21 protein-coding genes, 1 tRNA gene and 3 pseudogenes are annotated in these 23665 nt (G+C 58.0%); 12 read left to right on the plus strand and 13 right to left on the minus strand.

The genetic code is table 11. The features are described from left to right. Nucleotides 1-190: 190 nt before the first annotated feature. Entirely contained in the window at nucleotides 191-1336 is a 1146-nt protein-coding gene (locus tag AB4874_RS16590; protein ID WP_295530172.1) for a N(5)-(carboxyethyl)ornithine synthase, read from the minus strand. A gap of 528 nt (nucleotides 1337-1864) precedes the next feature. Here AB4874_RS16590 and AB4874_RS16595 point away from each other — a divergent pair. The 6 genes from AB4874_RS16595 to AB4874_RS16620 all read left to right on the plus strand — a co-directional run bounded on the left by AB4874_RS16595 (nucleotide 1865) and on the right by AB4874_RS16620 (nucleotide 6084). Then, nucleotides 1865-1940 (plus strand) — tRNA-Thr (locus AB4874_RS16595). 164 nt (nucleotides 1941-2104) lie between these two features. After that, nucleotides 2105-3301 carry a tyrosine-type recombinase/integrase gene (locus AB4874_RS16600; protein ID WP_368392812.1) on the plus strand — a complete coding sequence of 399 codons (1197 nt, stop codon included), beginning with the start codon at nucleotides 2105-2107 and terminating at the stop codon, nucleotides 3299-3301. Between the two features lie 18 nt (nucleotides 3302-3319). Continuing rightward, nucleotides 3320-4258, plus strand: a complete 939-nt coding sequence (locus AB4874_RS16605) for a hypothetical protein (protein ID WP_368392813.1) — start codon at nucleotides 3320-3322, stop codon at nucleotides 4256-4258. A gap of 126 nt (nucleotides 4259-4384) precedes the next feature. Then, on the plus strand, nucleotides 4385-4597 hold the full coding sequence (locus tag AB4874_RS16610; protein ID WP_368392814.1) for a helix-turn-helix transcriptional regulator: 213 nt from the start codon (nucleotides 4385-4387) through the stop codon (nucleotides 4595-4597). Continuing rightward, a complete protein-coding gene (locus tag AB4874_RS16615) occupies nucleotides 4590-5000 on the plus strand; it encodes a helix-turn-helix domain-containing protein (RefSeq protein ID WP_368392815.1) in 411 nt (136 codons plus the stop codon). Before AB4874_RS16610 ends, AB4874_RS16615 begins: the two co-directional genes overlap by 8 nt. Nucleotides 5001-5064: 64 nt before the next feature. Continuing rightward, a complete protein-coding gene (locus AB4874_RS16620; RefSeq protein WP_368392816.1) occupies nucleotides 5065-6084 on the plus strand; it encodes a tyrosine-type recombinase/integrase in 1020 nt (339 codons plus the stop codon). Between the two features lie 595 nt (nucleotides 6085-6679). On the opposite strand, the pseudogene AB4874_RS16625 reads toward AB4874_RS16620, so the two are convergent. The 5 genes and pseudogenes from AB4874_RS16625 to AB4874_RS16645 form a co-directional block, all read right to left on the minus strand. After that, nucleotides 6680-7273 (minus strand): annotated as a pseudogene (locus AB4874_RS16625) (transposase); the annotation flags it as partial. A 287-nt stretch (nucleotides 7274-7560) separates the two neighbouring features. Then, nucleotides 7561-7893 (minus strand): annotated as a pseudogene (locus tag AB4874_RS16630) (IS5/IS1182 family transposase); the annotation flags it as partial. Between the two features lie 76 nt (nucleotides 7894-7969). Then, nucleotides 7970-8551 (minus strand): annotated as a pseudogene (locus tag AB4874_RS16635) (heavy metal-binding domain-containing protein); the annotation flags it as partial. A gap of 113 nt (nucleotides 8552-8664) precedes the next feature. Next, nucleotides 8665-9168, minus strand: a complete 504-nt coding sequence (locus AB4874_RS16640; RefSeq protein WP_368392817.1) for a rhodanese-like domain-containing protein — start codon at nucleotides 9166-9168, stop codon at nucleotides 8665-8667. 312 nt (nucleotides 9169-9480) lie between these two features. Then, nucleotides 9481-9771 carry a sll1863 family stress response protein gene (locus AB4874_RS16645; RefSeq protein WP_368392818.1) on the minus strand — a complete coding sequence of 97 codons (291 nt, stop codon included), beginning with the start codon at nucleotides 9769-9771 and terminating at the stop codon, nucleotides 9481-9483. A 144-nt stretch (nucleotides 9772-9915) separates the two neighbouring features. On the opposite strand from AB4874_RS16645, the gene AB4874_RS16650 reads away from it, so the two are divergent. The 4 genes from AB4874_RS16650 to AB4874_RS16665 all read left to right on the plus strand — a co-directional run bounded on the left by AB4874_RS16650 (nucleotide 9916) and on the right by AB4874_RS16665 (nucleotide 13847). After that, the gene (locus AB4874_RS16650; protein WP_368392819.1) at nucleotides 9916-10293 is read left to right on the plus strand and encodes a cupin domain-containing protein; all 378 of its coding nucleotides are present in this window, start codon (nucleotides 9916-9918) and stop codon (nucleotides 10291-10293) included. A 90-nt stretch (nucleotides 10294-10383) separates the two neighbouring features. Next, the gene (locus tag AB4874_RS16655; RefSeq protein WP_368392820.1) at nucleotides 10384-11655 is read left to right on the plus strand and encodes an FAD-dependent oxidoreductase; all 1272 of its coding nucleotides are present in this window, start codon (nucleotides 10384-10386) and stop codon (nucleotides 11653-11655) included. Nucleotides 11656-11824: 169 nt separating this feature from the next. Beyond that, a complete protein-coding gene (locus AB4874_RS16660; protein ID WP_368392821.1) occupies nucleotides 11825-13312 on the plus strand; it encodes a mechanosensitive ion channel domain-containing protein in 1488 nt (495 codons plus the stop codon). 370 nt (nucleotides 13313-13682) lie between these two features. After that, nucleotides 13683-13847: a hypothetical protein gene (locus tag AB4874_RS16665; protein WP_438273496.1), complete on the plus strand. Its 165-nt coding sequence runs from the start codon at nucleotides 13683-13685 to the stop codon at nucleotides 13845-13847. A gap of 4 nt (nucleotides 13848-13851) precedes the next feature. Here AB4874_RS16665 and AB4874_RS16670 read toward each other — a convergent pair whose 3' ends face one another. Beyond that, the gene (locus tag AB4874_RS16670) at nucleotides 13852-14088 is read right to left on the minus strand and encodes a hypothetical protein (RefSeq protein ID WP_368392822.1); all 237 of its coding nucleotides are present in this window, start codon (nucleotides 14086-14088) and stop codon (nucleotides 13852-13854) included. 153 nt (nucleotides 14089-14241) lie between these two features. Between AB4874_RS16670 and AB4874_RS16675 the strand changes: the two genes are divergently transcribed. Continuing rightward, the gene (locus AB4874_RS16675) at nucleotides 14242-14970 is read left to right on the plus strand and encodes a Crp/Fnr family transcriptional regulator (RefSeq protein WP_368392823.1); all 729 of its coding nucleotides are present in this window, start codon (nucleotides 14242-14244) and stop codon (nucleotides 14968-14970) included. A gap of 364 nt (nucleotides 14971-15334) precedes the next feature. On the opposite strand, the gene AB4874_RS16680 is transcribed toward AB4874_RS16675, so the two are convergent. Then, on the minus strand, nucleotides 15335-17209 hold the full coding sequence (locus AB4874_RS16680; RefSeq protein WP_368392824.1) for an SLC13 family permease: 1875 nt from the start codon (nucleotides 17207-17209) through the stop codon (nucleotides 15335-15337). Nucleotides 17210-17361: 152 nt separating this feature from the next. On the opposite strand from AB4874_RS16680, the gene AB4874_RS16685 reads away from it, so the two are divergent. Further along, nucleotides 17362-18141 carry an acetoin reductase gene (locus AB4874_RS16685; protein ID WP_368392825.1) on the plus strand — a complete coding sequence of 260 codons (780 nt, stop codon included), beginning with the start codon at nucleotides 17362-17364 and terminating at the stop codon, nucleotides 18139-18141. A gap of 209 nt (nucleotides 18142-18350) precedes the next feature. Here AB4874_RS16685 and AB4874_RS16690 read toward each other — a convergent pair whose 3' ends face one another. The 5 genes from AB4874_RS16690 to gad form a co-directional block, all read right to left on the minus strand. Continuing rightward, a complete protein-coding gene (locus tag AB4874_RS16690; RefSeq protein ID WP_368392826.1) occupies nucleotides 18351-19052 on the minus strand; it encodes a J domain-containing protein in 702 nt (233 codons plus the stop codon). Continuing rightward, on the minus strand, nucleotides 19052-19771 hold the full coding sequence (locus AB4874_RS16695; protein WP_368392827.1) for a vWA domain-containing protein: 720 nt from the start codon (nucleotides 19769-19771) through the stop codon (nucleotides 19052-19054). The genes AB4874_RS16690 and AB4874_RS16695 overlap by 1 nt, the downstream gene beginning before the upstream one ends. A 200-nt stretch (nucleotides 19772-19971) precedes the next feature. Then, on the minus strand, nucleotides 19972-20172 hold the full coding sequence (locus AB4874_RS16700; protein WP_368392828.1) for a hypothetical protein: 201 nt from the start codon (nucleotides 20170-20172) through the stop codon (nucleotides 19972-19974). A gap of 76 nt (nucleotides 20173-20248) precedes the next feature. Then, nucleotides 20249-22144: an aspartate:alanine exchanger family transporter gene (locus AB4874_RS16705; RefSeq protein WP_368392829.1), complete on the minus strand. Its 1896-nt coding sequence runs from the start codon at nucleotides 22142-22144 to the stop codon at nucleotides 20249-20251. After that, entirely contained in the window at nucleotides 22137-23519 is a 1383-nt protein-coding gene (gad, locus tag AB4874_RS16710) for a glutamate decarboxylase (RefSeq protein ID WP_368392830.1), read from the minus strand. The genes AB4874_RS16705 and gad overlap by 8 nt, the downstream gene beginning before the upstream one ends. Between the last annotated feature and the right edge of the window lie 146 nt (nucleotides 23520-23665).

Raw genomic sequence — 23665 nt, forward strand, 5'->3', positions numbered from 1 at the left:
GCTTTTCGCCCAAGCGCAAACAAAGGCCCGCTCAACGAGGTGCGTGATCGAATGACGGCGTTTGCGGGACGGCGCGGCAAACACGAATCTTCGGCCAATGCCCCCAGCGCCACACTGGCCCCGCCATCTAAACCAGGGGCACTCCAACAAGATCGATAGGCGTTGGCCCTATGGCCGACAAAGCGCCCTTTCAGGCAACAGCGGCATGTGGATAGGTTAAATCGCGTTTTTGAAACGACAGGATCGTTGGCTTAACGACGGTGCCGGAATCGACATTCACCGCCCGTCGAATGGTCTCGTTTTTCTGCCAAGCGGCGCGCCCGTCAACCATTGTTGGCAAGTGCACGACGAGCGCTGCCGAGATCGAGCGTGACGCACTTTCCCAAAGGTAGTTGGGGGTATGATCGACGGCATAATAGTCAGAGGTTTCGACCCGGAACATCGGGCTCTTGAAGGTCGTCGGTTTGGCGAAATAGAACCCCATCCCCTCATCGCAGCTTACATCCACGATCAGGCTGTGGGGTTTGAGGCAGGATTTCTCCGCCTCGGTTATGAAATCCAGCGGGTGATCTGGCTCTTGAAAAGTGCCGTTGACGATGATGTCTGATTGCGAAATCAGCTCGGTCAAGGGCTGCTCACTACCGTCATGTTCGACGATAATCATGCGTGCTTCATCGGCATTGCCCTCTCTGAGGCGGACGTAGTGACAATCCAGAACCTCTTCGCGCACTTCGTGATCGGGGCGTTGAATGCAGATTGTGATGTCTCTGAAACCGTGCGCCTTGAGCGCGTAGATCGCGCCTCGGCTGACCGCCCCAAAGCTGAAGATGATGCATTTGCGCTGATTGCCGTAGTGACCATCAATGCCCTTTAGGCTGAGCGCGTGCAAAATGGCGCAATAGCCTGCCATTTCGTTGTTCTTGTAAAACGTGTGCCGCCCGACTTGCCCGGAGGGGCCCCAGACGAACATATCCTCAAAAGCCACTAGGGTCAGCTTGCGGTCGATGGCCATCTGGGTGATCGCACGTTGTTGGGCGCAATGCGGGTAGCCCCAAAGTATGCCGCCTTCGCGAAGCTCTGAAAGATCGCTCAATGTCGGCTTGGCGATAATCACATTGCCAAGCTCTGCCAAAAGCGTGCTTCGTGGGGCGACGCCGCCCGATAGCGCCGCGAGGTCAGAATCTGACACACCAAAGGACGCGCCATAGCCTTCTTCGAAGACAAGCTTCTTGCGATAAGCCTCGCTCAGGCGCGACAGGTGGTCGGGATGAATGGGCACGCGGCGCTCATCTTGTTTGCGCGATGTGGCGATGACGCCAAAGGTTAACTGGTTCACATAGAGTCCACTTCCGGGGGCTTGCCCCTGAATTCATTGTCGGTTTTGCGATGTCGAATTGAGCCACTGACGCAGGAAGCTATCAGTGGGCAGCGCATCGGACCAAATCTGGCTCAGCGTCAAAACAGACGTAGAGCGATACATTCGACTTGGAACATTGGCTGTAGGATGTGGACACTACCTGATTGAGCAAGGATTCACTAGGGTTTGTAGAGATTCATCTCAAAGCCATCAGTGCCGCGAGACGGGTTCAGATTGCGCCATGCATGCGAGACGTTGGAACACGATCCACGCTTGCTCGCCCGCGGCATCCTGCGGAACGCCACCGAGAAAGCGAACCCGTATTTCGATCACGATTGCCCACTTGCACGATTCAATCTGACAGTTTAAAGAACGCGTCGCATGAACCCAGTGGCATAGCTGGACGTGCGCCTCGTTCTTCGCTCGCGGGTTTGCGCTGAAAGCGCTTCAAAGCTAACGGGTTCGAGGCATGAGACTAAAAATAACAGGGCCAAATCGGCCCCGTAAGCCGCTGTAGCTCAGATGGTAGAGCACGTCATTCGTAATGATGGGGTCGGGGGTTCGAGTCCCTTCAGCGGCACCACTTTCCTCTCCAAAATAATCCGAAGACATCCTAAAATCTTTTGTTTAAAAAGGTTTTAGCGATGTGGGTTGTCCGATGCTGTTCGGCCCGGTCCGATAGAATTCCCTAAGTTTGGGGGCATTTGCGGGGGCATCGCGTCTGAAGCAGAAAGGCGATGCCCCCAGATGGCCCTGACCGACACTCAGATTCGTAGACTGAAACCCAAGGACAAGCCCTATAAAGTTTTTGACTTCCAAGGGCTGTATGTGACGGTGGCCACTTCGGGTTCCCGCCTGTGGCATATGAAGTACCGGATAAATGGCCGCGAGAAGCGACTGGCCTTTGGCGCCTACCCGTCGATCTCTTTGGCGCAGGCAAGGAAGCTGCGTGACGATGCACGTGCGAGGCTTGCCGCCGGTGAAGATCCCGGTGAGGTTAAGAAAGAAGGCAAGCGCCAGAAGCTGCTTGTGCAGGATGCGACCTTCGCAAAGCTCGCAGAAGCCTACAAGGTGAAGGCCGAGAAGGAGGGACGTGCAGATGCCACCAAGGCCAAGACCGAATGGCTGTTGGGCATGGCAATTGACGCTTTTGGCAATAAACCCATCGCGGAAGTAACCTCCCCAATGGTGCTTGCTTGCCTGAGAAAGGTAGAGGCAAAGGGGAACCATGAGACCGCCAAACGACTGCGTGCAAAAATCGGCGCAGTTTTCCGCTATGCCATCGCTTCCGGCGTCGTTGAGCACGATCCTACCTTTGCTTTGCGAGATGCCCTTATCCGCCCCAAGGTCAAATCCCGATCTGCAATCACAAACTCCAAAGATCTTGGCGGCTTATTGCGTGCGATAGACGGTTTTCAGGGGCAGGTAACAACGCGGATCGCTTTGCGGTTGCTGGCCATCTTGGCGCAGCGGCCGGGCGAGCTTCGGCAGGCGAAATGGTCGGAGTTTGATCTGGAGAAGGCGATCTGGTTGATCCCTGCCGAGAGAATGAAGAGGCGTGTTCCGCATTCTGTGCCGCTGCCCGCGCAGGCTTTGGTCCTGCTGAATGACTTGAAGCGCATCACTGGAAATTGCATCTTCCTGTTCCCATCGCTCAGGTCGGTGATGCGGCCGATGAGTGAGAACACTTTGAACGGTGCGCTCCGGCGTCTGGGGTACGATGGCGATGAGATGACCGCGCATGGTTTCCGTGCAACATTCTCGACCCTAGCCAACGAAAGCGGGCTGTGGAACCCCGACGCCATTGAGCGTGCACTGGCCCATGTCGATGGCAACAAGATCCGCCGTATCTATGCTCGTGGTGAGTTCTGGGAAGAACGTGTCAGGCTGGCCGATTGGTGGGCTGGATATTTGGATGAGGTGGAGGCAGGATCACCCTCCTAGCGGTAGAAGGGTTGTCGTATGTCAAACGAACCGTCACGGGCGTACATTACAAAGAAGATCCTGCAACGTCGCTATGGCAGGCTCCTGAAGTGGAGAAAGCCTGTAGTGCATAACATCAGGGGGCCGTTCCATCCGGACGTCTTTGATGGCTTTGCTTTTGATGTGGCCCTCTCGATCCGGGTCTGTGAGGAAACATTGCAGGACCTGACTGACGAAGAGTTTTTCGAGCGCTTCGACCTTAGAGGAGAGGTCAGCAATGAGACGCATATCTTGTCAGAACGCCTCACGCTCGCTGAGTTGAAAGCGGTGTTTCAGCAGGAACCCGTCTGGTTTGCGGGCGGCTTTGGCGTGGAGGGGCGCGAAGCCGATGTTCAGCATTGGGCACGAATGCAACGATGGTCTCTTGATGAAGCTGTCGCGCTTTCCATTGGATATGAACCCTATGGCGACCTGTTGGATGGGGCCGACGGGATGCCGGTTCAGAATGATGTTCTCGCCTACTACTACAAAAGACGGGCCTTGATCGAAGACAACTTCGATTGGGGTGGCGAAGCTTCGCCTCGCAAGAACTGCGTGTCGGATGTGGTGCGTTGGTTTGATCAGGTTGTACTGGACGTGCCGCAGCAGCTTTTGGCCGCCGCTGACAAGTACCATGCTCTCGGCATTGGAAAGAAATCAAAGCTGGGCTGCTCAAGTTCTGCTGACGACAAACCGCTAGACCCTAGGGAAAGGTCCACCATGCTGAAGATGATAATCGCCTTGGCCATGAAAGGGTACGGTTATGATCCCAGCGCAGAGCGCAGCCCAACTCCGACCGAGATCGAATCAGAAATGAATCTTCTTGGTCTGGGCATCAACCTGGACACCATCAGAAAGCATCTCAGGAGTGGAGCAACCCTGCTCGATGATGAGGTATTTGACAATGTTAGACCCTCTGAACGGATTAAGAAGGAATAGGACCTGCATTAAGACGGAATAAGTCCGGTCAGATCCCTATTCGGTTCGCGAAAATACTGTTCGCCCACAGACTTGGTAGGACTTGGCAGCATCACCTCAGACGCAATCGCTATGAGGTGCACCTAAATGCCCAACCCATCGTTTCCTCGGACAGGCTTTGTCCGCTTGTCGTCCATCCTTGCACCTGCAGGCCCGATCCCCGTTTCCAAATCGACTTGGTGGCAGGGTGTGAAAGATGGTCGCTTCCCCAAACCGCATAAGCTCGGTCCGCGCACCACTGTCTGGAAGGCAGAGGACATCCGAGCCTTGTTCGAGGTTGAGGATGCTGCAGATGTATAAGTATCCGAACGCTAAGAAGATCAAAGCTGCGCGCAGCTACAGCATCCCTGAAGTGGCAGAGGTGTTAGGATGTTCCGCCCGCACCGTCCGCAACTGGGCAGGGATGGGCCTGCGCGTTTTGAGCGACCATCGCCCCTTTCTGATCGTCGGCGACGACCTGAAAACTTTCCTGGCGGATCAAAGCAAAAGCAAGAAGGTCAAGCTTGGCCCGAACGAGTTGTTCTGCCTGTCCTGCAAGGCCCCGCGCCAGCCGATGGGCATGATGGCCGATGAGGTCACGCAGAGTGCTACAATCTCGCGCCTTGTAGGCCTTTGCGAGGTCTGCGGCGGCACCTGCAACCGCATGATTAGCGCCCACGCCCTTCCTGAGTTTGCTCGCATCTTCGACATCGCCAGCAAGTAGGCTCTGACGGCCTAAAGGATACATCGAAACCTAATTGCAGTTGTCACTTCAGAAGGGGCATCCAATGACACGCAAAATCCACGAAGAAAACGAACGCATCAAGCGCCGCTATCTCACCTTTCTGCGCGAGGCGAAGCGGGCGGATCATGCGACCGTCGGCAAGGCGGCAGACGCTATCCTAAGGTTCGAGCGGAGCACCGGCTTCAAGCCTTTCAAGCGGTTCCATATCGATCAGGCGACCAATTTCAAACGCCAGCTTGAGGCCGACGTCAACAGCCGCACGGGCAAACCTTTGTCGAAGGCAACCATTGACGGAACCTTGCGCCTTGTGAAGGCCTTTGTTCAATGGCTTGCCTGTCAGCCGGGATACAAGTCCCGCATCAGCTACGCCGATGCCGAATACTTCAACCTGAACCGTAAGGATTCACGTATCGCCCACACTGACAGGGACACGCCTTACCCGACCATAGAGCAGTGCCGCCATGCTTTCGCGCTGATGCCCAACGGAACGCAAATCGAGAAGCGCGACCGGGCGATCTTTGCCTTCTTGATGCTCACCGGCGCGCGCGATGGGGCCATTGCGTCGGCGCGGCTCAAACGGATCAATCTGGTCGATGCTTGTTTCTATCAGGATGCCCGTGATGTGAAGACCAAATTTGCCAAGACATTCACCACCTGGTTCCTCCCAGTCGATGCAGCCTATCTCGACTGCCTCACCGAATGGATCACGTATCTGCGGCAGGTCCGTTTGTTCGGGTATGAGGACGCTCTGTTCCCCAAACCCGAACAGGGTCTAGTCGACGGTTGCTTCGCCACAATTGGCCTCATGCGCGAGCCCTACAGCAACGCCAGCAAGGTCCGCGAGGTCATCAAGGGCGCCTTCATCAACGCTGGTCTTCCCCCGTTCGCACCGCACAGCTTCCGCAAGACGCTGGTGAAATACGGCGACCAGATCTGTAACACGCGGGAGCAGTTCAAGGCATGGTCGCAGAACCTTGGCCACGACTCCGTCGTCACTACGATTAGCGCCTACTGCCCCGTGTCCAACGAGCGACAGGCGGAACTGATCCGCAACATGGGCTAAGGCCGACAGGCCTTGCCCAACCCCAAGCCTTGTAGGAAAATGCTTTCAAACCCGGACAAAGATCCCCGTGGCGCTCGACTGAACGCTTACCCTGAATTCGGCCATAGCTCGCACCTGCATGCTGGACGTGTGATGAATGATAGTGTTGAAGCTATGATCATCCACCAACGCCTGCAAACTGATGAAGCCACCTTTTCTGCTTCGCTGCGGCGCTTTTCTGAGAGTTATCAGACTGGAGCGCCCCCATTGGGTGGTCCAGTTTGAATGTTAGTGCATGCGCCTCAAAAACCGTCAACGCGGTCTTGGCTTTGCTTATCCAGCGAAGAAGTCGCTTTAGCCTAGGCTGATCGTTGTTGAAAATCTGGCGCTGCCTCCCAGACAGCCAATATGCATCTAGAGTTGCCTTCGAAACATCTATCCCAACCGTATCTTGCATGATTTTTCCTTTACCTATTCTTGTCATACGGGCCTTGCGCCCAAGTATCCGTTCAGGTTGAAAGAAATGGCAGGGTGATCTTACTCACGGGCGATCCAAAATGACCGAGAGGGGTGCGATCCGCGCCGCGAATGACGCGCAGCGCATTAGCCCCAGTATTATGCCGCCGCGTCGGAAAATTATAAGACAAGACAAGCGCTTGTGATTCACATGCCAGCCACTGTTGTTCAGCATCCCGGCAATCATGCGATACCCCCTCTCGGCGATGCAGGCATCGCCTGCCGGGCAATGCATAGCGGCCGAACTCTTCGGCCAACGCGGTGATGTCCTCGGTCAGCCGTACTTCGTCTGGCAGACCACAGGGCACCTTGCGCTGCGTCGAGCGATACTGACCCAATGTGCGACAAACCATGCGCTCAGATACGCTGAGGGTTTGTCGCACATGATCGATGCACTGCCTGCGGCGGGAAGGGCTTAGAAGTTTCCCCGTGCAGCCTCGGCTAGGATCATCTTGTCCAGCGTCAGATCCGACACGGCACGTCTGAGCCGGGTATTCTCGGCTTCCAGCTCCTTCAAGCGCTTAAGTTGATCGCGGCTCATGCCGCCATACTCCTTGCGCCACCGATAGTAGGTCTGAACCGTCACGCTGATCTGCCGCACGGCTTCCGCCGTTGACCGTCCTTGCCCTTGTAGCACTTCAACTTGTCGCAGCTTTAGCACAATGTCCTCGGGCTTCTCTCGCTTGCCAGTCATCTCGTCGTCCTCCTGAAAACGGGATAATTCTATCCCAAAAGGTGGACCACTTCAGTGGGGGCATTCCAGTCGCATGAAACGTGATCTGGCAAAGGCTGGAGACATCCACTGATCCAAAGCGAATAGATTTGGCCCTAATGGGCCAAGGCGGCCAGTCAACCGCCAGCTATTTGGTGAGCGCGGCTGACTGGCGGCCACCGCCGTTTGCGTCCGTCACGACCAACCCTAAATTGGCCTAATTTTGCGCCGCCGCATGGATGACCTTTACGCCGCAGTTGACACGCGGCGATCTCCGCCCCGTCGAGGGCGAAGAAGCGTTTAATGATGACGATGCGGAGTGGGATTTCGGCGATCCGGCGGTCGGGATATCGTGACATGATCCGCTCACCGAAAAGCTTGAGGTGGGTCATTTGAGCTTCGACCCGACTTCGGACATGGTAGCCAGCCCATTTCTTCCACAATGCCCTTCCGAGGCGTCGCGTTGCACACAGGATCTCGTTTCGAGCAATTGCCGCAGGGCAGTCCTCTTTTCAGGCGCGCCCGCTGCGGCGGATTGGTATGACGGCATCGGCTCCATGCGCGATAATCGCGGCGTGACACCGTCGCGTGTCATAGACACCAATCCACACGCCGTCGTAGTCGTGCGGCGGCTCTATTTCATCGCGCTTAACGGCTAGTTAAGTATATAGACCCCTAAATATAGGCCGCCGCCACGCCAAGAGAGATCAGCGTCCACATGTTCGACGACCGTTTGAAGAACGGCAAGGCGGCCCAAAGGACGACGGGCGTCGCCAGCGCAAACTCAAGGTATCCTGCGGTCTTATGCCCGATCCAGTCGCGCACGGGCAAACCCACCATCGGCCCCATCGTCAGCACGATCAGTGGGACAGCCGCCGCCACGGAGATCCACATCCGGTGCGTGAAGTCGATCAACTCGTGGTTCGGTCCGTCCGTCGGCTTCATCGGTTCAAGCGCCATGCCGCAAAGCGGGCAGGCGCCCGCCTCATCGCGGATGATCTCGGGGGGCATCGGGCAGGTATACTGGACATCGACCGAAGCGGCCTTGTCGGGTCGTTCAGAGTGACCGGAGGCATATGATGACGGATCGGTCTTGAACTTCGTCTCGCATTTCTCGGAGCAGAAATGGAAGGTCTCGCCCTAAAACTCCGCGTGTCGTCCGTCGGGCTTAACCGCGAGCTTCATTCCGCAGACCGAGTCCTTTGCCGTCTCGGCTCCTGCTGGGATGTCGGACGCCGCGCGATGATGATCGTGGTCCATGGGGTGCCAGCCTTTCTGGTTCTGTCGCAGTTTTACGCCTCCAGTCCATCGGCCCTGCCGGAACCTTCGCGCCGACAGGTCGGCGGCAATCCCCACAGGACCGCAGGGCACGGTCACGCGGCCGAAGCCTGTGTCGTCAGGCCCAGCACCAGCCAGTCTTGCATGCCGCCGCGGTAGTAGTAGATTTTTTCCGGCGGAAAGCCGTTGTCGACCATTGTGTGCATCGCGATCGAACTCTGAGGGCAGGCCGGGCCATTGCAAAACGCCACGACTTTCTTGGCGGCGTCGCAATTCCAACCTGAGGATGATCGCACACATCCCAGCACGTCCAGACGGTCGGCAACTTCTCCAAATGGAATTGACATGCTTCCCGGAATCGTTCCCTTCAGCCGCCAATCGGGATCGCGCATGTCTACCACGACATGGTCGTCATCTCCCAGGCAGTCCAGAACCTCAAGCTCCCCGACAGGTGTAACGCCGTCTATCGGAACCATCGGTTGCAGATACCCAGCAATGAGTTGCATGTCGTTCCGGTGGCGTTCGATTCCAACCGGTCCGCCAGTCAATTTGACCACCCGTTTCGTCTCGTCTGCCGTGATTTCGAGCAGTTCAACCATAATCGATCTCCGGTCCGGTTCTGTTTCATTAAGCGGCTCGCGCCATCAGCACCTTGAGAGTCTCGCGCTGCATCAGGCTCTGGGTGTTGTTCAGGACCGACAGTTCAAACTACCCGACCCCGAATGCGGCGAACCCCAAGACTGCAATCGCAGTAAGGATGACGGCGCGCAGTCTCATCTCAGATCGCCTCGACGGCCGTCGCGGACCTCGCCCGCGACGGCCGTCAGTTCAGCGTTTTCGATAGCCTGAATCGACGCCACTGGGTCGATGGCGCTAAAGGATCTTCGGGGAAGACAAAGACATCGGCAACCTCAACCCTTAAACCGCGACATGGCGCTGTTAAAGGAGCTGGAGAGGCTGTCCCACGCCTTGTCGAAGCCCGACTTCATGTCGTCCCAGGCGGTGTCGCTGGCTTCGCGCAGGTCCTTCAGCTTGGCCTCGGCTGCGTCGCGCTGCGTCCGCATTTCTTTGAGCTGTTTTTGATAGCTGATCTTGGCGTCGGCCCCAGCCTCGTCGAGCTTGGCCTTCATCTTGTCGATCTCGGCGTTCCACTGGTCGATGCGCGCCTTGGCCTTCTCGATGTACTGTTCGCGTTCGGACATTCTTGATCTCCTTCTGATTTTGACCGGAACAACCTGGAAAGTTGAAGCGTAGCTCACGGTTGCGCTTGCCCGACTGACTTGGGTTAGTGACGGCTCACATCTCTGACGTCCATCCTGTGGCTTTGAGTGATGGAGAACGAATAGATGCCCGAGACGCAAGAAATGATGCTGCCTGTCGTCGACCTCGCCCGCGAAAACGACGAATTCCGCAAGGTCCTGTGGACCGGCGACAAGACGCAGCTGGTGCTGATGGCCATCCCCGAGGGCGGCGAGATCGGCGGCGAGGTGCACCAAGGGCACGACCAGCTGCTCTACTTCGTCGCGGGCAAAGGTGTGGCCAGGATAGGTGATGTGGAAACGGACATCGCCGATGGCGATGTCGGCATCGTGCCCTCGGGCGTATTCCACAACTTCCGCAACACCGGGTCGGGGATGCTGAAACTGTTCACCACCTACAGCCCGCCTGAGCATGAGCCGGGCACCAAGCACGCCACCAAGGCTGAGGCTGATGCAAACGAATGAGCCCATGAAGGTCGACACCGTCATCGTGGGCGCGGGTAGCGCCGGGGCTGTCCGCCCTGCGTGAGATGCGCTGCTATACCGACGATTTTCTTGTGGTCAACGACGGCAATTGGTGCACCACCCTGCGCCGCCGTGGGCTGCATGCCGTCGAAGGCGCTGATCGAGGCGGCGAACGCGTTTCACCGGCGCCTGACCTTCGGGGAATTCGCTATTCAGGGCGCCGAGGGGTTGCGCGTCGACATCCCGGCCGTGCTCGCCCGAGTGCGCAGGATGCGTGACGGGTTCGTCAAGGGGCCGGAGAGCGTGCCAGACAAGCTGGGCGACCGCGCCGTGTCGGGCCGCGCGCGGCTTCTGGGGCCCGGCTGGTTGGAGGTGAATGGCGACGAGATCGAGGTGCGCGCGATCATCCTTGCGCCGGGCAGCCGCCCGGTGGTGCCCGGACCCTGGCGGAACTTCGGAGACCGGATCCTGACCACGGACAGCCTGTTTGAGCAGGACGATCTGCCCCGCCGCATCGCGGTGGTCGGCATGGGCGCCATCGGGGTCGAGATGGCCCAGGCCCTGGCCCGGCTGGGGCTGGATGTGGCCGGGTTCGACGCGGCCGAAACGCTGGCTGGCATTGACGACCGTCAGGTTCTGGAAGCTTTCCGTCCCTTGATCGAGGCCGAGATAGGCTTGCATACGGGCGCGTCCGCTGAACTCGAGGACGCGGGCGGCACGATCCGCGTGAGCGGCGCGGGCGTCGTCTTCGAGGCTGATGCCGTGCTGGTCACAATAGGGCGTCGCCCCAACATCGACGGGCTGGGGCTGGACACGTTGGGCGTTGCGCTTGACGACAAGGGGATGCCCCGGATCGATCCCGCCACGCTGCGTATCGGCGATATTCAGGTGTTTCTTGCCGGCGATGCGAACGGCTATCGCCCGCTGCTGCACGAGGCCGCCGACGAGGGGCATATCGCCGGGCGCATGGCTGCACCGGATTCTTCGGATCATGGATTGTGCCGACGTACGGCCCTGTCGATCGTGTTTTCATCGCCGCAGGTGGCGCGGGTTGGGCCACCTCTGTCGGATCTGGATGAAGGCACCACCGCCACGGGAGAGGCGGATTTCTCGGATCAGGCGCGCCCGCATGGCCCAGACCGCCGCAGGCTTGCTACGCGTTCACGCCGAGCGCGAGACCGGGCGGCTCCTGGCCGCCGAGATGTGTGTGCCAGCCGCCGGACACTTGGCGGACCTGCTGGCCATGCCGTTCTACCATCCGGTGCTGGAGGAGGGTCTACGCCGTGCACTGCGCGACCTTGCGAAGGGTGTGGCGGCCGTCGGTGGCTCGGACCTGTCGGACTACAATCCGATGGGTCATGATGCCCTGGACTGACGCCGACCCTGTCGTGCCGGCATTATTGGCTTCTGCGAGAATGGATGCTGTATCCACCGATGGACACAATCTCCTAGGCACACCGTCGGCCGGGCGGTCTGACTGAACGCTTACCCTGAATTCGGCCATAGCTCGCGCCTGTATGCTGGACGTGTGATGAATGCTAGTGTTAAAGCTATGATCATCCACCAACGCCTGAGCGAACCGATGAAGACACGTTTTCTGCTTCGCTGCGGTTCTTTTCTGATAGTTATCAGTCATCTAGCAATCCTGTCTGCGCTTGCACTCGTGTTTGCAGGCGGGCCTGGCCAGACGCAGACCTCGCCGAACAGTCTGGATTCAGGCGCCAGTGATCCGCAAAGAGAGGTCTCTGTCGCGCCCGATGTGCGCGACTCTGAGATCGCAGATCGTCTAAGTCGCATTCTGATCGCCAGCGAATGGTTTAGTCCCGTGACCGTCTCGGTGCGCGAGGGCATCGTCTTTCTAGACGGTCAGACCGAAACCGAAGAGCGGAAGGATTGGGCACGCCAGTTGGCCCTTAGAACTGAGGGTGTTGTCGCGGTCGTCAACCGTATTGAAGTAAAGCCACAGATCAGCTGGGACCTGACTCCAACTTGGCGCGAGATCGAGAGGCTAGCCAATCGAGTTCAATGGTTTGCACCGCTTTCAGTCGTTTCATTGATTATACTTTTGTTCGCGTGGATCTTGTCGCGCGGCGTGGCTGCTCTCGCGCGTCATTCGCTACGCCGACGTATTGAGTCACCGCTGCTCCTTCAACTCGTGGCGCGTTCACTGTCGATACCCGTGATCTTGATCGGCATTTACCTTGTGCTTCAGGTTGCAGGCCTCACGCGGCTCGCTTTAACGGTCTTGGGCGGCACTGGGCTCATCGGTATCGTATTGGGCCTCGCCTTTCGAGAGATTGCTGAAAACTCACTCGCCAGCATCCTTCTCAGCATCCGAAACCCTTTTCGGGCAGGCGACTGGATACAGGTCGGCGAGCATCAGGGCATCGTGCAGAACCTCAATATGCGCACCACCGTCCTGCTTACGCTGGACGGAAACCATGTGCAGATTCCGAACGCGCTCGTTTTCAAGAGTATCATAAAGAACTTCTCCACCAATCCAAACCGCCGGTCGGAGTTCACAGTCGGCATTGGATACGAGGATTCTGTCTTGGAGGCACAGAATGTCATTATGCATGCGCTCCGCGCGCACCCTGCCGTGCTCGACGACCCCGAGCCGGGCGCTTTGGTCGATGATCTCGGTTCTTCGACGGTCAGCATTCGTGTGCAGTTCTGGTTCGACGGAAGATCGTATTCGATATTCAAGGTCCGATCGGCACTTATGCGCCAGGTTAAGCGGGCGCTTCAGAACGCTGGCATCTCGATGCCCGACGAGGCTCGCGAGATCATCTTCCCGGACGGTGTGCCCGTCCGACAAGTCTCGACCGGAGACGGCGACGCAGAGGTTAAGCCGCAACATCCCGCCCCCGGAAGCGGGGACGGCGCGGTGGCAACACCCGGTGAGGGTGATCTCCTTTCCGAAAGGGAGGAACTGGAGCGTCAGGCCGACGCCGCCGACCTGACCGACGCCGGTGAAAACCTGCTCCCCGCCGAGAAGAGGGATGCAACGCGAAGCTAAGGTCCCCATGCATTGGAAAACACCCCGGACGGCATTGTCATATGTGGAGGTGTATGGACCCCGCCTGATTGCAACGGTCGGGTCTGGTCTGGTTCGCCGTTCACGACTGCTGACGGATATCCAGCTTCTTTGAGCGGCCCGATAGATCGCCGCCGCAAGCACTGATGGATTTCCGCGCGCTTCTATACGAGCGTGGCATCGAAGTTAGTCATGGATAGGTGTGGACAAATTTAGTTCCCCCTGAAGGGTTTATAATTATATAAATCAATATTTTATGTGGTGTATGTGAGGTGGAGGCTGCTCCCCCCAGACGGCATCGCAATATGCCAAGCTTGCAGGATTGAAACACAAGCTGAAGGAGATGGCATCCATGGGAGAAGTTAGCATCATCGATGTCGATCTGGCAAAGAGCATGTTCCAGTTGCAAGGATCGTCAGCGGACGGGGCCGTCGTGTTCCGCAAGAAGCTGTCGCGGCTTCAGTTCGGGCGGTTCATGGCGGGGCAGTCTCCGTGCCAGCCCGAGCGCGGCAAGTGAAAAGTCACGGTCTGCGGACCGAGTTGCCTCCGGCGACGATCCGACGGATCAGTGCTGCCGCCGCCCGGTGTTTTTCGACATCGGTCTTGGACCCACCAGCGTTCTCATGGGTGGCAGCGGCATCCGTGAGAACCCCCATGATTTCTTTCTCGGGCAAAATCTGCGCATCATTCAGCGCAAGAAGCAGGGCCTCGCAGATCGTAAGTGCGGCCATTCCTGAATGCGTGTGATCGTTCGTCATAGGGTGTTGCCCTTTCAGACAAGTGCGACGCGGGTGATGCGCCTGATACTTGCGGAGCAGACTCGCAAAGAATCTGTTATGCTGTGCTGATCGACATCAGCCATTGGTGTCATTTCTTCGGCTAGAACTTCGCCGAGTACCGAAAAGAGGCAAATGATCGAGAATTCTCCACTTGTTCGCAAGCTTGGCGCATTCGTTGCTCTTTCGGACTCTGAACTCTCCGTTCTTACGTCCTTGCACAAGCGCCGCCGCACCTTCGTTGCGGGGCGCGATCTTGTCCTTCAAGGGCAATCGGATCAGGCCGCCTATATCCTCGCCTCTGGCTGGGCCAGTTCCTACAAACTGCTGGAAGACGGGCAACGGCAGATCGTGGATTTCCAGATCCCCGGTGATTTTCTGGGGCTGCGCAGTGTCCTTTTGAACGTATCGGATCACAGCATCGAGCCCGTGACCGACATCGAGGTAACGGAAATTCATGTCGACGACCTTCTAGGTGCGTTTTCGCAAACACCGCGGCTGGCCACGGCGGTCCTTTGGGCGGCGTCGCGCGACGAGGCGATGGTAGTCGAGCATCTTGTGAGCATTGGACGCCGCGATGCGGCGGAACGCATGGCGCACTTCCTGCTGGAACTCGGCGCCCGGCTTGCCTTGGTCGGACTGGGGAGCAAGGACGGCTATGCCTGTCCGCTGACGCAATACCTTTTGGCTGACGCGCTCGGGCTGAGCGCCGTCCACGTCAACCGGGTGCTGAGGCAGTTGCGCGAAGCGGGAATGGTTACGTTTCGGGACGGGTCCGTCGTGTTCGATGACTATGACCAACTTGCCAATTTCGCGCAGTTCGAACCGTCTTACATGGATCAGAGAGGGCCGCTTCTGCAATAACGCCTTAGCGCATTTGGGTCCCGTTCAGAATTGGCCGAGCAGCATCAGGACAACCACGATGATCAGAACTGTGCCCAGCACGCCGAAGGCATGATCCGAATGGGCTCATCATCGACATGATCCGGGTCGGGCATGCCAGAAACCTTCTCCGAGCCCTGAGCTCGCTGTTGGAGATTTGGACCCGGTCCGAGCATCACCATCCCGGTCCGCGGCGCCATGTCAGCCACACGAACAGGTCTGACAAAAGCATGCACTCGATGACATGTTCAGACGATCAGAAAATACTTGCAAACCAAGCGGTATCCACAAAAGAAGCTTAGCTGGTAGACCCATCCCCTCCCGTGTAAGGCCTGTCCATTCGTATTCACAAGGGCCAAACGATCAACAGCAGCGGCAGACTCACGACGACCACCAAGACTTCGACCAGAACTCCCAACCGCCAGTAATCACCGAACCGGAAGCCACCAGGGCCAAGGATCAAGGTGTTGTTCTGATGTCCGATTGGCGTGAGAAAGGCGCAGGACGCGCCAATCGCGACGGCCATCAGGAAACTGTCCGGATTAACGTCAAGTGTCGCGGCAATGCCAAGAGCGATGGGGCACAGGATGGCTGCGGTGGCGGCGTTGTTCATCACGTCCGACAGGAACATGGTGGTGATCAAGACCACTGCCAGGGCGGCAATGGGGCTGCCTTGCGCGATGGTCTCGACAAGAAACCGCGCCAGCAGATCGGCGGCCCCAGTCGTCTGCATCGCGCCCGCAACCGGGATCAACGCTGCCAACAGCACGATTATCGGCCAATCAATCGTCGTATAGATTTTCCGCAGCGGGACCGTGCGCAAGAGCATCGAGGCCAGAACCCCAAGGGCAAAGCCCACGGGTGCAGGCAGCAAGCCCAGAGTTACAATGCCGATCGCAACCAGCATGATCGCGCCGGCAATGATCGCCATACGTTTGTCGGGGATGCGCAGCTCGCGCTCCCCCAGTGGCACACAGCCCGTATCGTTGATGAATTCTGCCATCATCTCGGCTGGGCCCTGCATCAGCAGCAAATCACCGGATTTCAGCTTCAGCTTGCGAAGCCGCGCCTCAGGTTGGCGTCCTTCGCGCGAAACAGCAAGCAGATTGAGCCCATAGCGCGTGCGCAACCGCAGATCGCTCGCGGAACGCCCGACGATGGTCGCGCCTGGCAGAATGGCGAGTTCTCGCAGCACGATGTCTTCGTCACGCTGATCGCTCTCATCTGAATCCTCGACCTTGTCAGCCTTCCGGATGCTGGTTTCAGCTTTGGCGGTTTTCGATGTCTTTTCGGACGCGTCGTCTGCCGTTTCGTCTCTACTATCCGAGGCCGATTTCTGCGCCTCAAGCTTGATGCCAAAGACCGACAGCGCTTCGGCCAGTGCGTCGACATCAGCCTGAAGCACCAAAACATCACCCGCGTGGATTTGGCGCGCACCATGCGGCGCGGTTATGCGCACCTCATTTCTGACCAGACCGATGATCTGTGCGCCACTTTCCTCGATCTCGGCCTCGAAGCCGCGCAAAGTCAGCCCAACAGCCTTTCCTTTCGCAGGCACGCGCACCTCGGTCAGATAGGTGCCCGTGTCAAAACTGGCGCCAGCGGCAGATTTGCGCGCAGGCACGAGGCGCCAACCGATGAGTGCGACGAATAGAACCCCCAAGGTTGCAACCGCGACACCCACGGGGGCAAAATCGAACATGGCGAATTGTCCCAGCCCTGCCTTTTCCCGGAAGCCCGAAACGATCAGGTTCGGCGGCGTGCCCACCAGCGTGGTCATGCCCCCCAGAATAGTGCCGAAGGCAAGCGGCATCAGGATCTGTCCGGGCGTCAGATCCAACCGGTCTGACAGTTGTACTGCGATTGGCATAAGAAGGGCCATCGCGCCGACGTTGTTCATGAAGCCCGACAGCGCAGCCCCCAGCCCGATCAGCGCTAGCAGGGTCGTGATCCGCCCGGCATCGCTCGGCAAGAGGCGGCGCGCCAGCCAATCCACGGCGCCGGTGGTGCGCAAGCCCTGACTGAGCACCAAGACACAGGCCACCGTAATCACCGCCGGATGGCCAAAGCCGGCGAAGGCTACTCCTGCCGGAACCAGCCCTACGATGACGCAGGCAAGAAGGGCAGCTAATGCGACTACGTCATGGCGAAACCGCCCCCACAGGAACAGCCCCATCATGGCGGCGAGAATTGCAAAGATCAGGAGCTGTGGGTTGGTCAAGGAAACGGCTTTCGTACTAGGTCTTCGCTTAGGACAAGTTTCGCGACCGGGTGCTGATCCGCGTTAGCCCCAGAGAGCCGCTTTTAAGATCGAATGGTGTCAGGCGACAAAGGCTCACTAGCTCAGTTCGCAGAAGCAAAAGGAATTCCCCTATGACACTCAATGGAAAAGTAGCGCTTGTGACCGGTGCGGCGCAAGGGATCGGACGTGGCATTGCCTTGCGCCTTGCAAACGACGGCGCCGATATCGCAATTGTTGACATCAATACCGACAAGATGGCCGAAGTCGCTGCCGAGATTGAAGAGCTTGGCCGCAAGGCCACAACATTCAAGGCCGACGTCGGTAACCGTGCAGAAGTCTATGCTGCGGTCGAGCATACCGAAAAGACGCTCGGTGGGTTCGACATCATGGTCAACAACGCGGGTATCGCGCAAGTCGATCCGATCGCAGATGTCACCCCGGAGGACGTAGAGCTCATCCTGAAAATCAATATCCAGGGTGTTCTCTGGGGGATCCAGGCGGCCGCTGCGAAATTCAAGTCGCTGGGCCATAATGGTAAGATCCTCAATGCGTCTTCGATTGCCGGGCACGATGGATTTGAGATGCTGGGCGTCTATTCGGCGACGAAGTTCGCCGTGCGCGCGCTGACACAGGCCGCAGCCAAGGAATATGCTAGTGACGGCATCACCGTGAATGCCTACTGTCCCGGCATCGTCGGGACAGACATGTGGGTCGAGATCGACAAGCGGTTTTCTGAATTGACCGATGCTCCCATCGGCGAGACCTACGACAAATATGTGGGCGGAATAGCACTAGGGCGGGCACAGACCCCGGACGACGTTGCCGCACTGGTCTCATACCTCGCTGGACCGGATTCCGATTACATAACAGGGCAGGCGATCATCACCGACGGCGGGATCGTCTATCGCTGACACCGAGGGCGCGAGGGGCGCCCCAATTGTTCCCCGCCTGGTGTTCGCGAGCTAACAAAAGGTTCCCAGTATGCCTCAAATGCGCCCTCGGGTGCTCGAACAAAGGTTCAAGAGGCAACTTGCTGACATTCCGGTCGTTGCAGCAGGCTCGTTCATCTGATGGTATCGGCCGTCTGCGGTTATTGGTGTGACGCCGAGTGATCGACCGTTCAGTCGAGTGACTGCTGGTCGCCAAGAAGCCTGTTTCTCGCCTCAGTAATCTGGGCCGTTAAGGCAGCTGAGCCGCCGCGGTCAGGATGAACGCGCTTGATAAGCTTATGATATGCCGCGCGGATATCCGCTTCGCTGGACCCGGCCTCAAGCCCTAATAACCGGTACGCTTCATCCCGGCTCTGCTGTCTCGAATGTGGCGATGCAGTCTCGCCGCGAGCCGAACTCTGTTCCATTTGATCGCGCCAATCTGGATGGGCGCTGTCAAGGAAGGTCTCGAAAAGCTTCACAGTCTCCTCATCATTCTGAACTTCGGCGTGAAATCGGAGCAGTTCCTGCAGCGCGAGCTCCGACAGGGCTTGACCTTGGAAGATCCCAGTTAAGATCTCCCCGTCGATACTCCCAGTTTCATGGTCGAGGGTCATTTCCAGATGCGCGGAGCGCACTTGGGATGTTCGCGTCGTCGATCTCCTCGCCGTTGCCGCATTTCTTGACAGCAGCAGAACAGTTCCCAGGATTAACAGAGGAATTGCAAGTGCGACCAAACGAATGAAAATCAGCCAAATACCGACCGTGATCAGCAAAACACCAAGTGAATTATGGGTGATCGCAGGAAAAATAGAGCGCAGCACGCTGCGCACAATCCAAAGAGAAATTGCAAAACCAACAGCACCTGCGACGAATGTCAGTAACGGCTGCATCAGCGCATATCAGCAAGAAGCCGCTTCGCCGTTGCGCTGCCGTCCGCTTCCAGTGCCTTTCGACCGCCCGCCGCATATGTGGCCACGGCTGCGAGCAACGCCTTCAGGTCCTTAGCCGAGTACCTGTCAAAAGGTAAATAGGCACCGCCGGTTAGCCGCGCGATCTCGCGAAATGCAATTTTGGCATGTGCGTCCCGACCATCGTGAAAGACAAATGCTTTGACACCGCGTAGGCCTAGTTCTCCGGCGATTCCGCACAATTCATCCATGTTTTCTTCCATTGAATCGCCCACATAGACCAAAGCCGCCAAAGGTTGTTTTTCGGCTTCCTGCTTGGCATGCGAAAGAACCTTTGCGATCTGCGTCAGACCGCCGCGGCAATCGATTCTTTCCATCAGACCGCGCAGGCCTTCGGCGTTGTTGACCCAGCGAGAAGCCTTGGATTCCCTGTGACCGCGAAAATAGACAAGCTGTACCGATAGATTTCCAACCGACGCAGCAGCCGAGAACATTTCGCCTTGAAGGGCGCAGGCGATGTCCCACGTCGCTTGGCGACTCATAGTTGCATCAAGGGCAAATATCATCCGTCCCCGCGCTGCCTCATGAGCCGGCGCAAGCTGTTTTGCCTGTTTCAGAAAAGCATCGATTTCGAACCCGCTTGACTTCGAGTGGGCCGCGAGGCTCATTTCGCCTTGTCGTGAAAGTTTGGTCTTTTTCATGGCCATATTTTACCGTCATTGCGCGAGACTGGCGTAGCATGAGTATTCCAAGGCATGTGGCATGCCCGCGTTCGGGGATGTCCTAAGCGCGGCGCAAATCGTCAACATGCCAGACTTGGTCAAGCTCTTCAGACTTGAAAACGTCAGCGGATTTGCAAGAATACTGCAAGTCGTATTCACCACATCTTACGGCTTCTCAGTCACTCCGACCGCCCTTCTTTTTCGTCGGATTTGTTGACACGGGTTTTGCCGGCAGGGCGTTCGTTGGCCCGCTTCAGTTCATCCTGCGTGCCGATGTCACGCGGCAAACGTCCACCTGAACGACCTGCCTGAGATATGGTGCCTTTGGCGCCAAGGCCATGGTCGGAAGTGTCGGTTTTTGGGGTTTTATCGTGGGTCATTGCATTACCTCTGTTTTCTCAAGTTACGGAATGAAACACCCGCGCCCCCGTTTGGTGAGGGCGACGGACTGGGTCGTCAGGACAGGATCATCGAGAAATACCCCCCGATCAGAGCCAGAACCGTCGTGAACGCATAGCTTACCGGATAGGGCACGGCTGCGACGGAACTGTGGGACTCTTCCATGATCGCATTCAGACTTGGTGTGCTGTTGCGCCCACCCGTCGCGGCCCCGTCCGATATGATCGCGTTTAGACCAAAGACCTTTATCCCGATCCAGAAGGCGACGAGTGGCGGGATGAGCGCCCCTGCAATACCGATCAGCGCAAGCCAAAGGATCGTGTCGCCGCCGAGGGCCGAAATCACCTTGGGGCCGACGTTGGCGGACAGAACGGCGACAAAGGCATTCAAGCCGAAATCTTGTAGAAAGCTGCGCGCACCTTCGTGCACGGGGCCACCGAAATTGGGGTTACGGCTTCGCAGATAACTCACACCCACGCCCGCCATGATCACCCCGGCTGACGTCCCGAAGGCAAAGGGGATGCCCGAAATCGTGACCGTGATGACCCCCACCAGATAGCCCACCAACATGGCGAGCGCTAGGTAGAGAACCTCGGTCTTCATGGTGAACAGAACAGCAATTCCGCCCAATTTTTTCGCCGCCTGTTGAATGGCGACATTCGGCCCGTTCAGGCGCAAAACATCGCCGAAATGAATGTCGGTTTTGGGTCCGAGCGGCAACTCGTTGCCAGCACGAAACACCGCCTGCACGGTGACGCCGCCAGACAACTGCGCCCCAAGTTCCGCAAGACTTTTGCCCGAGATCTTGTGCGCCCCCACATGAACATCGGCAACCTCGATGGGCACGTTGCGCGCCAGCGGATCGTCGGATTCGGGGCCGATGAGCTTGATTTCCTTGCCCATCAGGTCCTCTACATCGGCGCGCACCGTGACGAGGTCGTTTGCCTGCAAGGTGGGGTCGTCGGTCATGTCCAGAATCTTGCCGCCCCGCACGACGCGCAGGATCGGTACTGCGGGAAAGTCGTCGGCCAATTGTGAGAGGGTTCGCCCGATAAAGTCTTTCTGGATGACGACAAAGGCGCGAACGCCGACGGAGGTCATGCCCATGGTCAAGGCGCCGGGCGCACCGGGCACCGGATCGGTTGCCCCGCCGCTGAAATCTTCTTCGGCCCGTTTTGCCTCGGCGACGGCATCATAGCCGAAAATGCGCGGAAGATAGCGGATCAGCAGAATGGTCAGCACGGTCGACAGGACATAGCTGATCGCATAGGCGGCTGCCATGTTGGCGCCGACCTGCTCGACGGAGGTGCCATCGGGCGGGACATAGGCGCCGTTGGCCAGTGCATCCTGACCGACGCCCAAAATCGCCGTGATCGTATAGCTGCCCGAGATCAGGCCCGTCGCATAGCCCGGTGCAAGGCCAATCAGATTTGCCCCGAAATAGCAGATGACCCAGTTCAGGCTCCAGACAACAAAACCGATTACGAGAAACGCCAGACCGCCTTTTCGCAACCCCGAAAAGAACTGCGGCCCGACCTTGAGCCCCAGTGCATACATGAACAAAAGCAGCATGAAGGACGACAAGATGCCCGGGATCGAATAGGTGATGCCATAGGCGGCCTCAGCGATCATCGAAAGCAAAACCCCGACCAGCAGCGTGCCAGCCGTAGAGCCCAGAGAGATGGTCTTGAAGCTGAATTTTCCGATCAGCGTTCCCAGCGCAAGCGAGAGCAGGATGAAGGCAATCGGCTGGTTGTTCAGCAACTGGAAAAAGCCGTGTACACCTGCCTCGGTTACCGGCTGAATTGTATCGAACACCTGCCCGACAACACCGCCTGACGAGGGGGCGGTGTTTTGGGCCGCTGCTGCACCGGCCGAAAAGAGCAGCGCCAGGCCCGAGCCACAGACGACCGGTTTCAGGATCGTCCTGCGATCACACTCTGCCTCAATCATGATGAAACCCCGGCTTCGCGGTGGAGTTCGGGACCGGGTTGTTGACGAGGTCCTCGACCGCACGCTTGATGTCGTCGAGCAGAAGTTGCGCCATGTCCTGGCTGACCCCGTGCCGGATCAGGATGCGTTGAACGACGGTCTCCTTGCGATTCGATGGAAGCGGATAGGACGCAATCTGCCATCCCCGCATCCGCACCCGGTCCGACAGATCATAAAGGGTGAAGCCTTGCCCCTCGTCTTTCAACCTGTAGGCAACGGCAGGAAGACCGCCGTGGCCGTCATAGACCATCTCGAAACATCCCATTTCTGCCAGCTTTTCAGCCAACCATTGGGCCGTGTCCGAGCAGACCTGCTGAACAGCCGTGTATCCATCCATTCCAAGGCGCAGGAAGTCGTAATACTGCGCGATGATCTGGCCACCGGGGCGCGAGAAGTTCAGCGCGAAGGTCGGCATGTTGCCGCCAAGGTAGTCGACATAGAAGATCAACTCTTCTGGCAGATCTTCCTGCGCCGCCCAGATCACCCAACCGACACCCAATGGCGCTAGGCCGTATTTGTGGCCGGAAGCATTGATCGACCGGACCCGATCCAGCTTGAAATCCCAGACAATGTCTTTCTGAATGAACGGCGCGATGAAGCCGCCTGAGGCGGCATCGACGTGAATCGGAATATCAAGTCCGAGGTCGCGCTGCATCGCATCGAGTTCCGCCGCCAGAGCCTCGACCGGCTCATAGACACCGGTGAAGGTGACCCCCAGCGTGGCCACAACGCCAATGGTGTTCTCGTCGCAGAATTTGCGCAGGTCTTCGGGCTTCAGGCCAAGGGCGTCACCCTCCAGCGGTACCTCGCGGATCTCGACATCGAAGTAACGCGCGAATTTCTTCCAGCAGATTTGCACGGGGCCGGTCACGATATTGGGCTTGCTCGCGTCCTTGCCCTCCGCCTCCCGGCGCTTGCGCCACTTCCACTTGAAGGCCAGTCCGCCGAGCATTGCAGCCTCGCTGGATCCGGTCGTCGAGCAGCCTATTGTCTGCCGCGACTTCTCGGCATGCCAGAGGTCGGCAAGGATATGGACGCAGCGCTTCTCTATTTCGGCGGTTTGCGGATATTCATCCTTGTCGATCATGTTCTTGTCGATAGCGTCCGCCATCAACTCCTTGACCTCATCCTCAACCCAGGTTGTGCAAAAGGTCGCCAGATTCTGGCGCGCATTCCCGTCGAGCAGAAGTTCGTCTCGGATAAGGGCATAGGCGGCACGCGGTTCGGTTCGACCTTCCGGCATGCGAAACTTGGGCAGGATGCTTTGCGACGCCTCGGTTGCGTAAATGTCCAGAAGGCTGGAGTCGTCGGCTAGATCAACGCGATGAATGGGCATTGATTGTCTCCTTTGAAGGTCAATTCATTTCCAGCGGAGAAAGCGCCGCCTCGATCATATTTCCGAATGCAAACTGCAACCCGATGCCTGGACATCATGCCTTTAGGCAATCTGGTGCTCTTGCGTGAAGCCTACGCGGCAGGTCT

Origin of the sequence: Thioclava arctica, assembly GCF_040892615.1 — a bacterium.
Taxonomy (GTDB): Bacteria; Pseudomonadota; Alphaproteobacteria; order Rhodobacterales; family Rhodobacteraceae; genus Thioclava; species Thioclava arctica.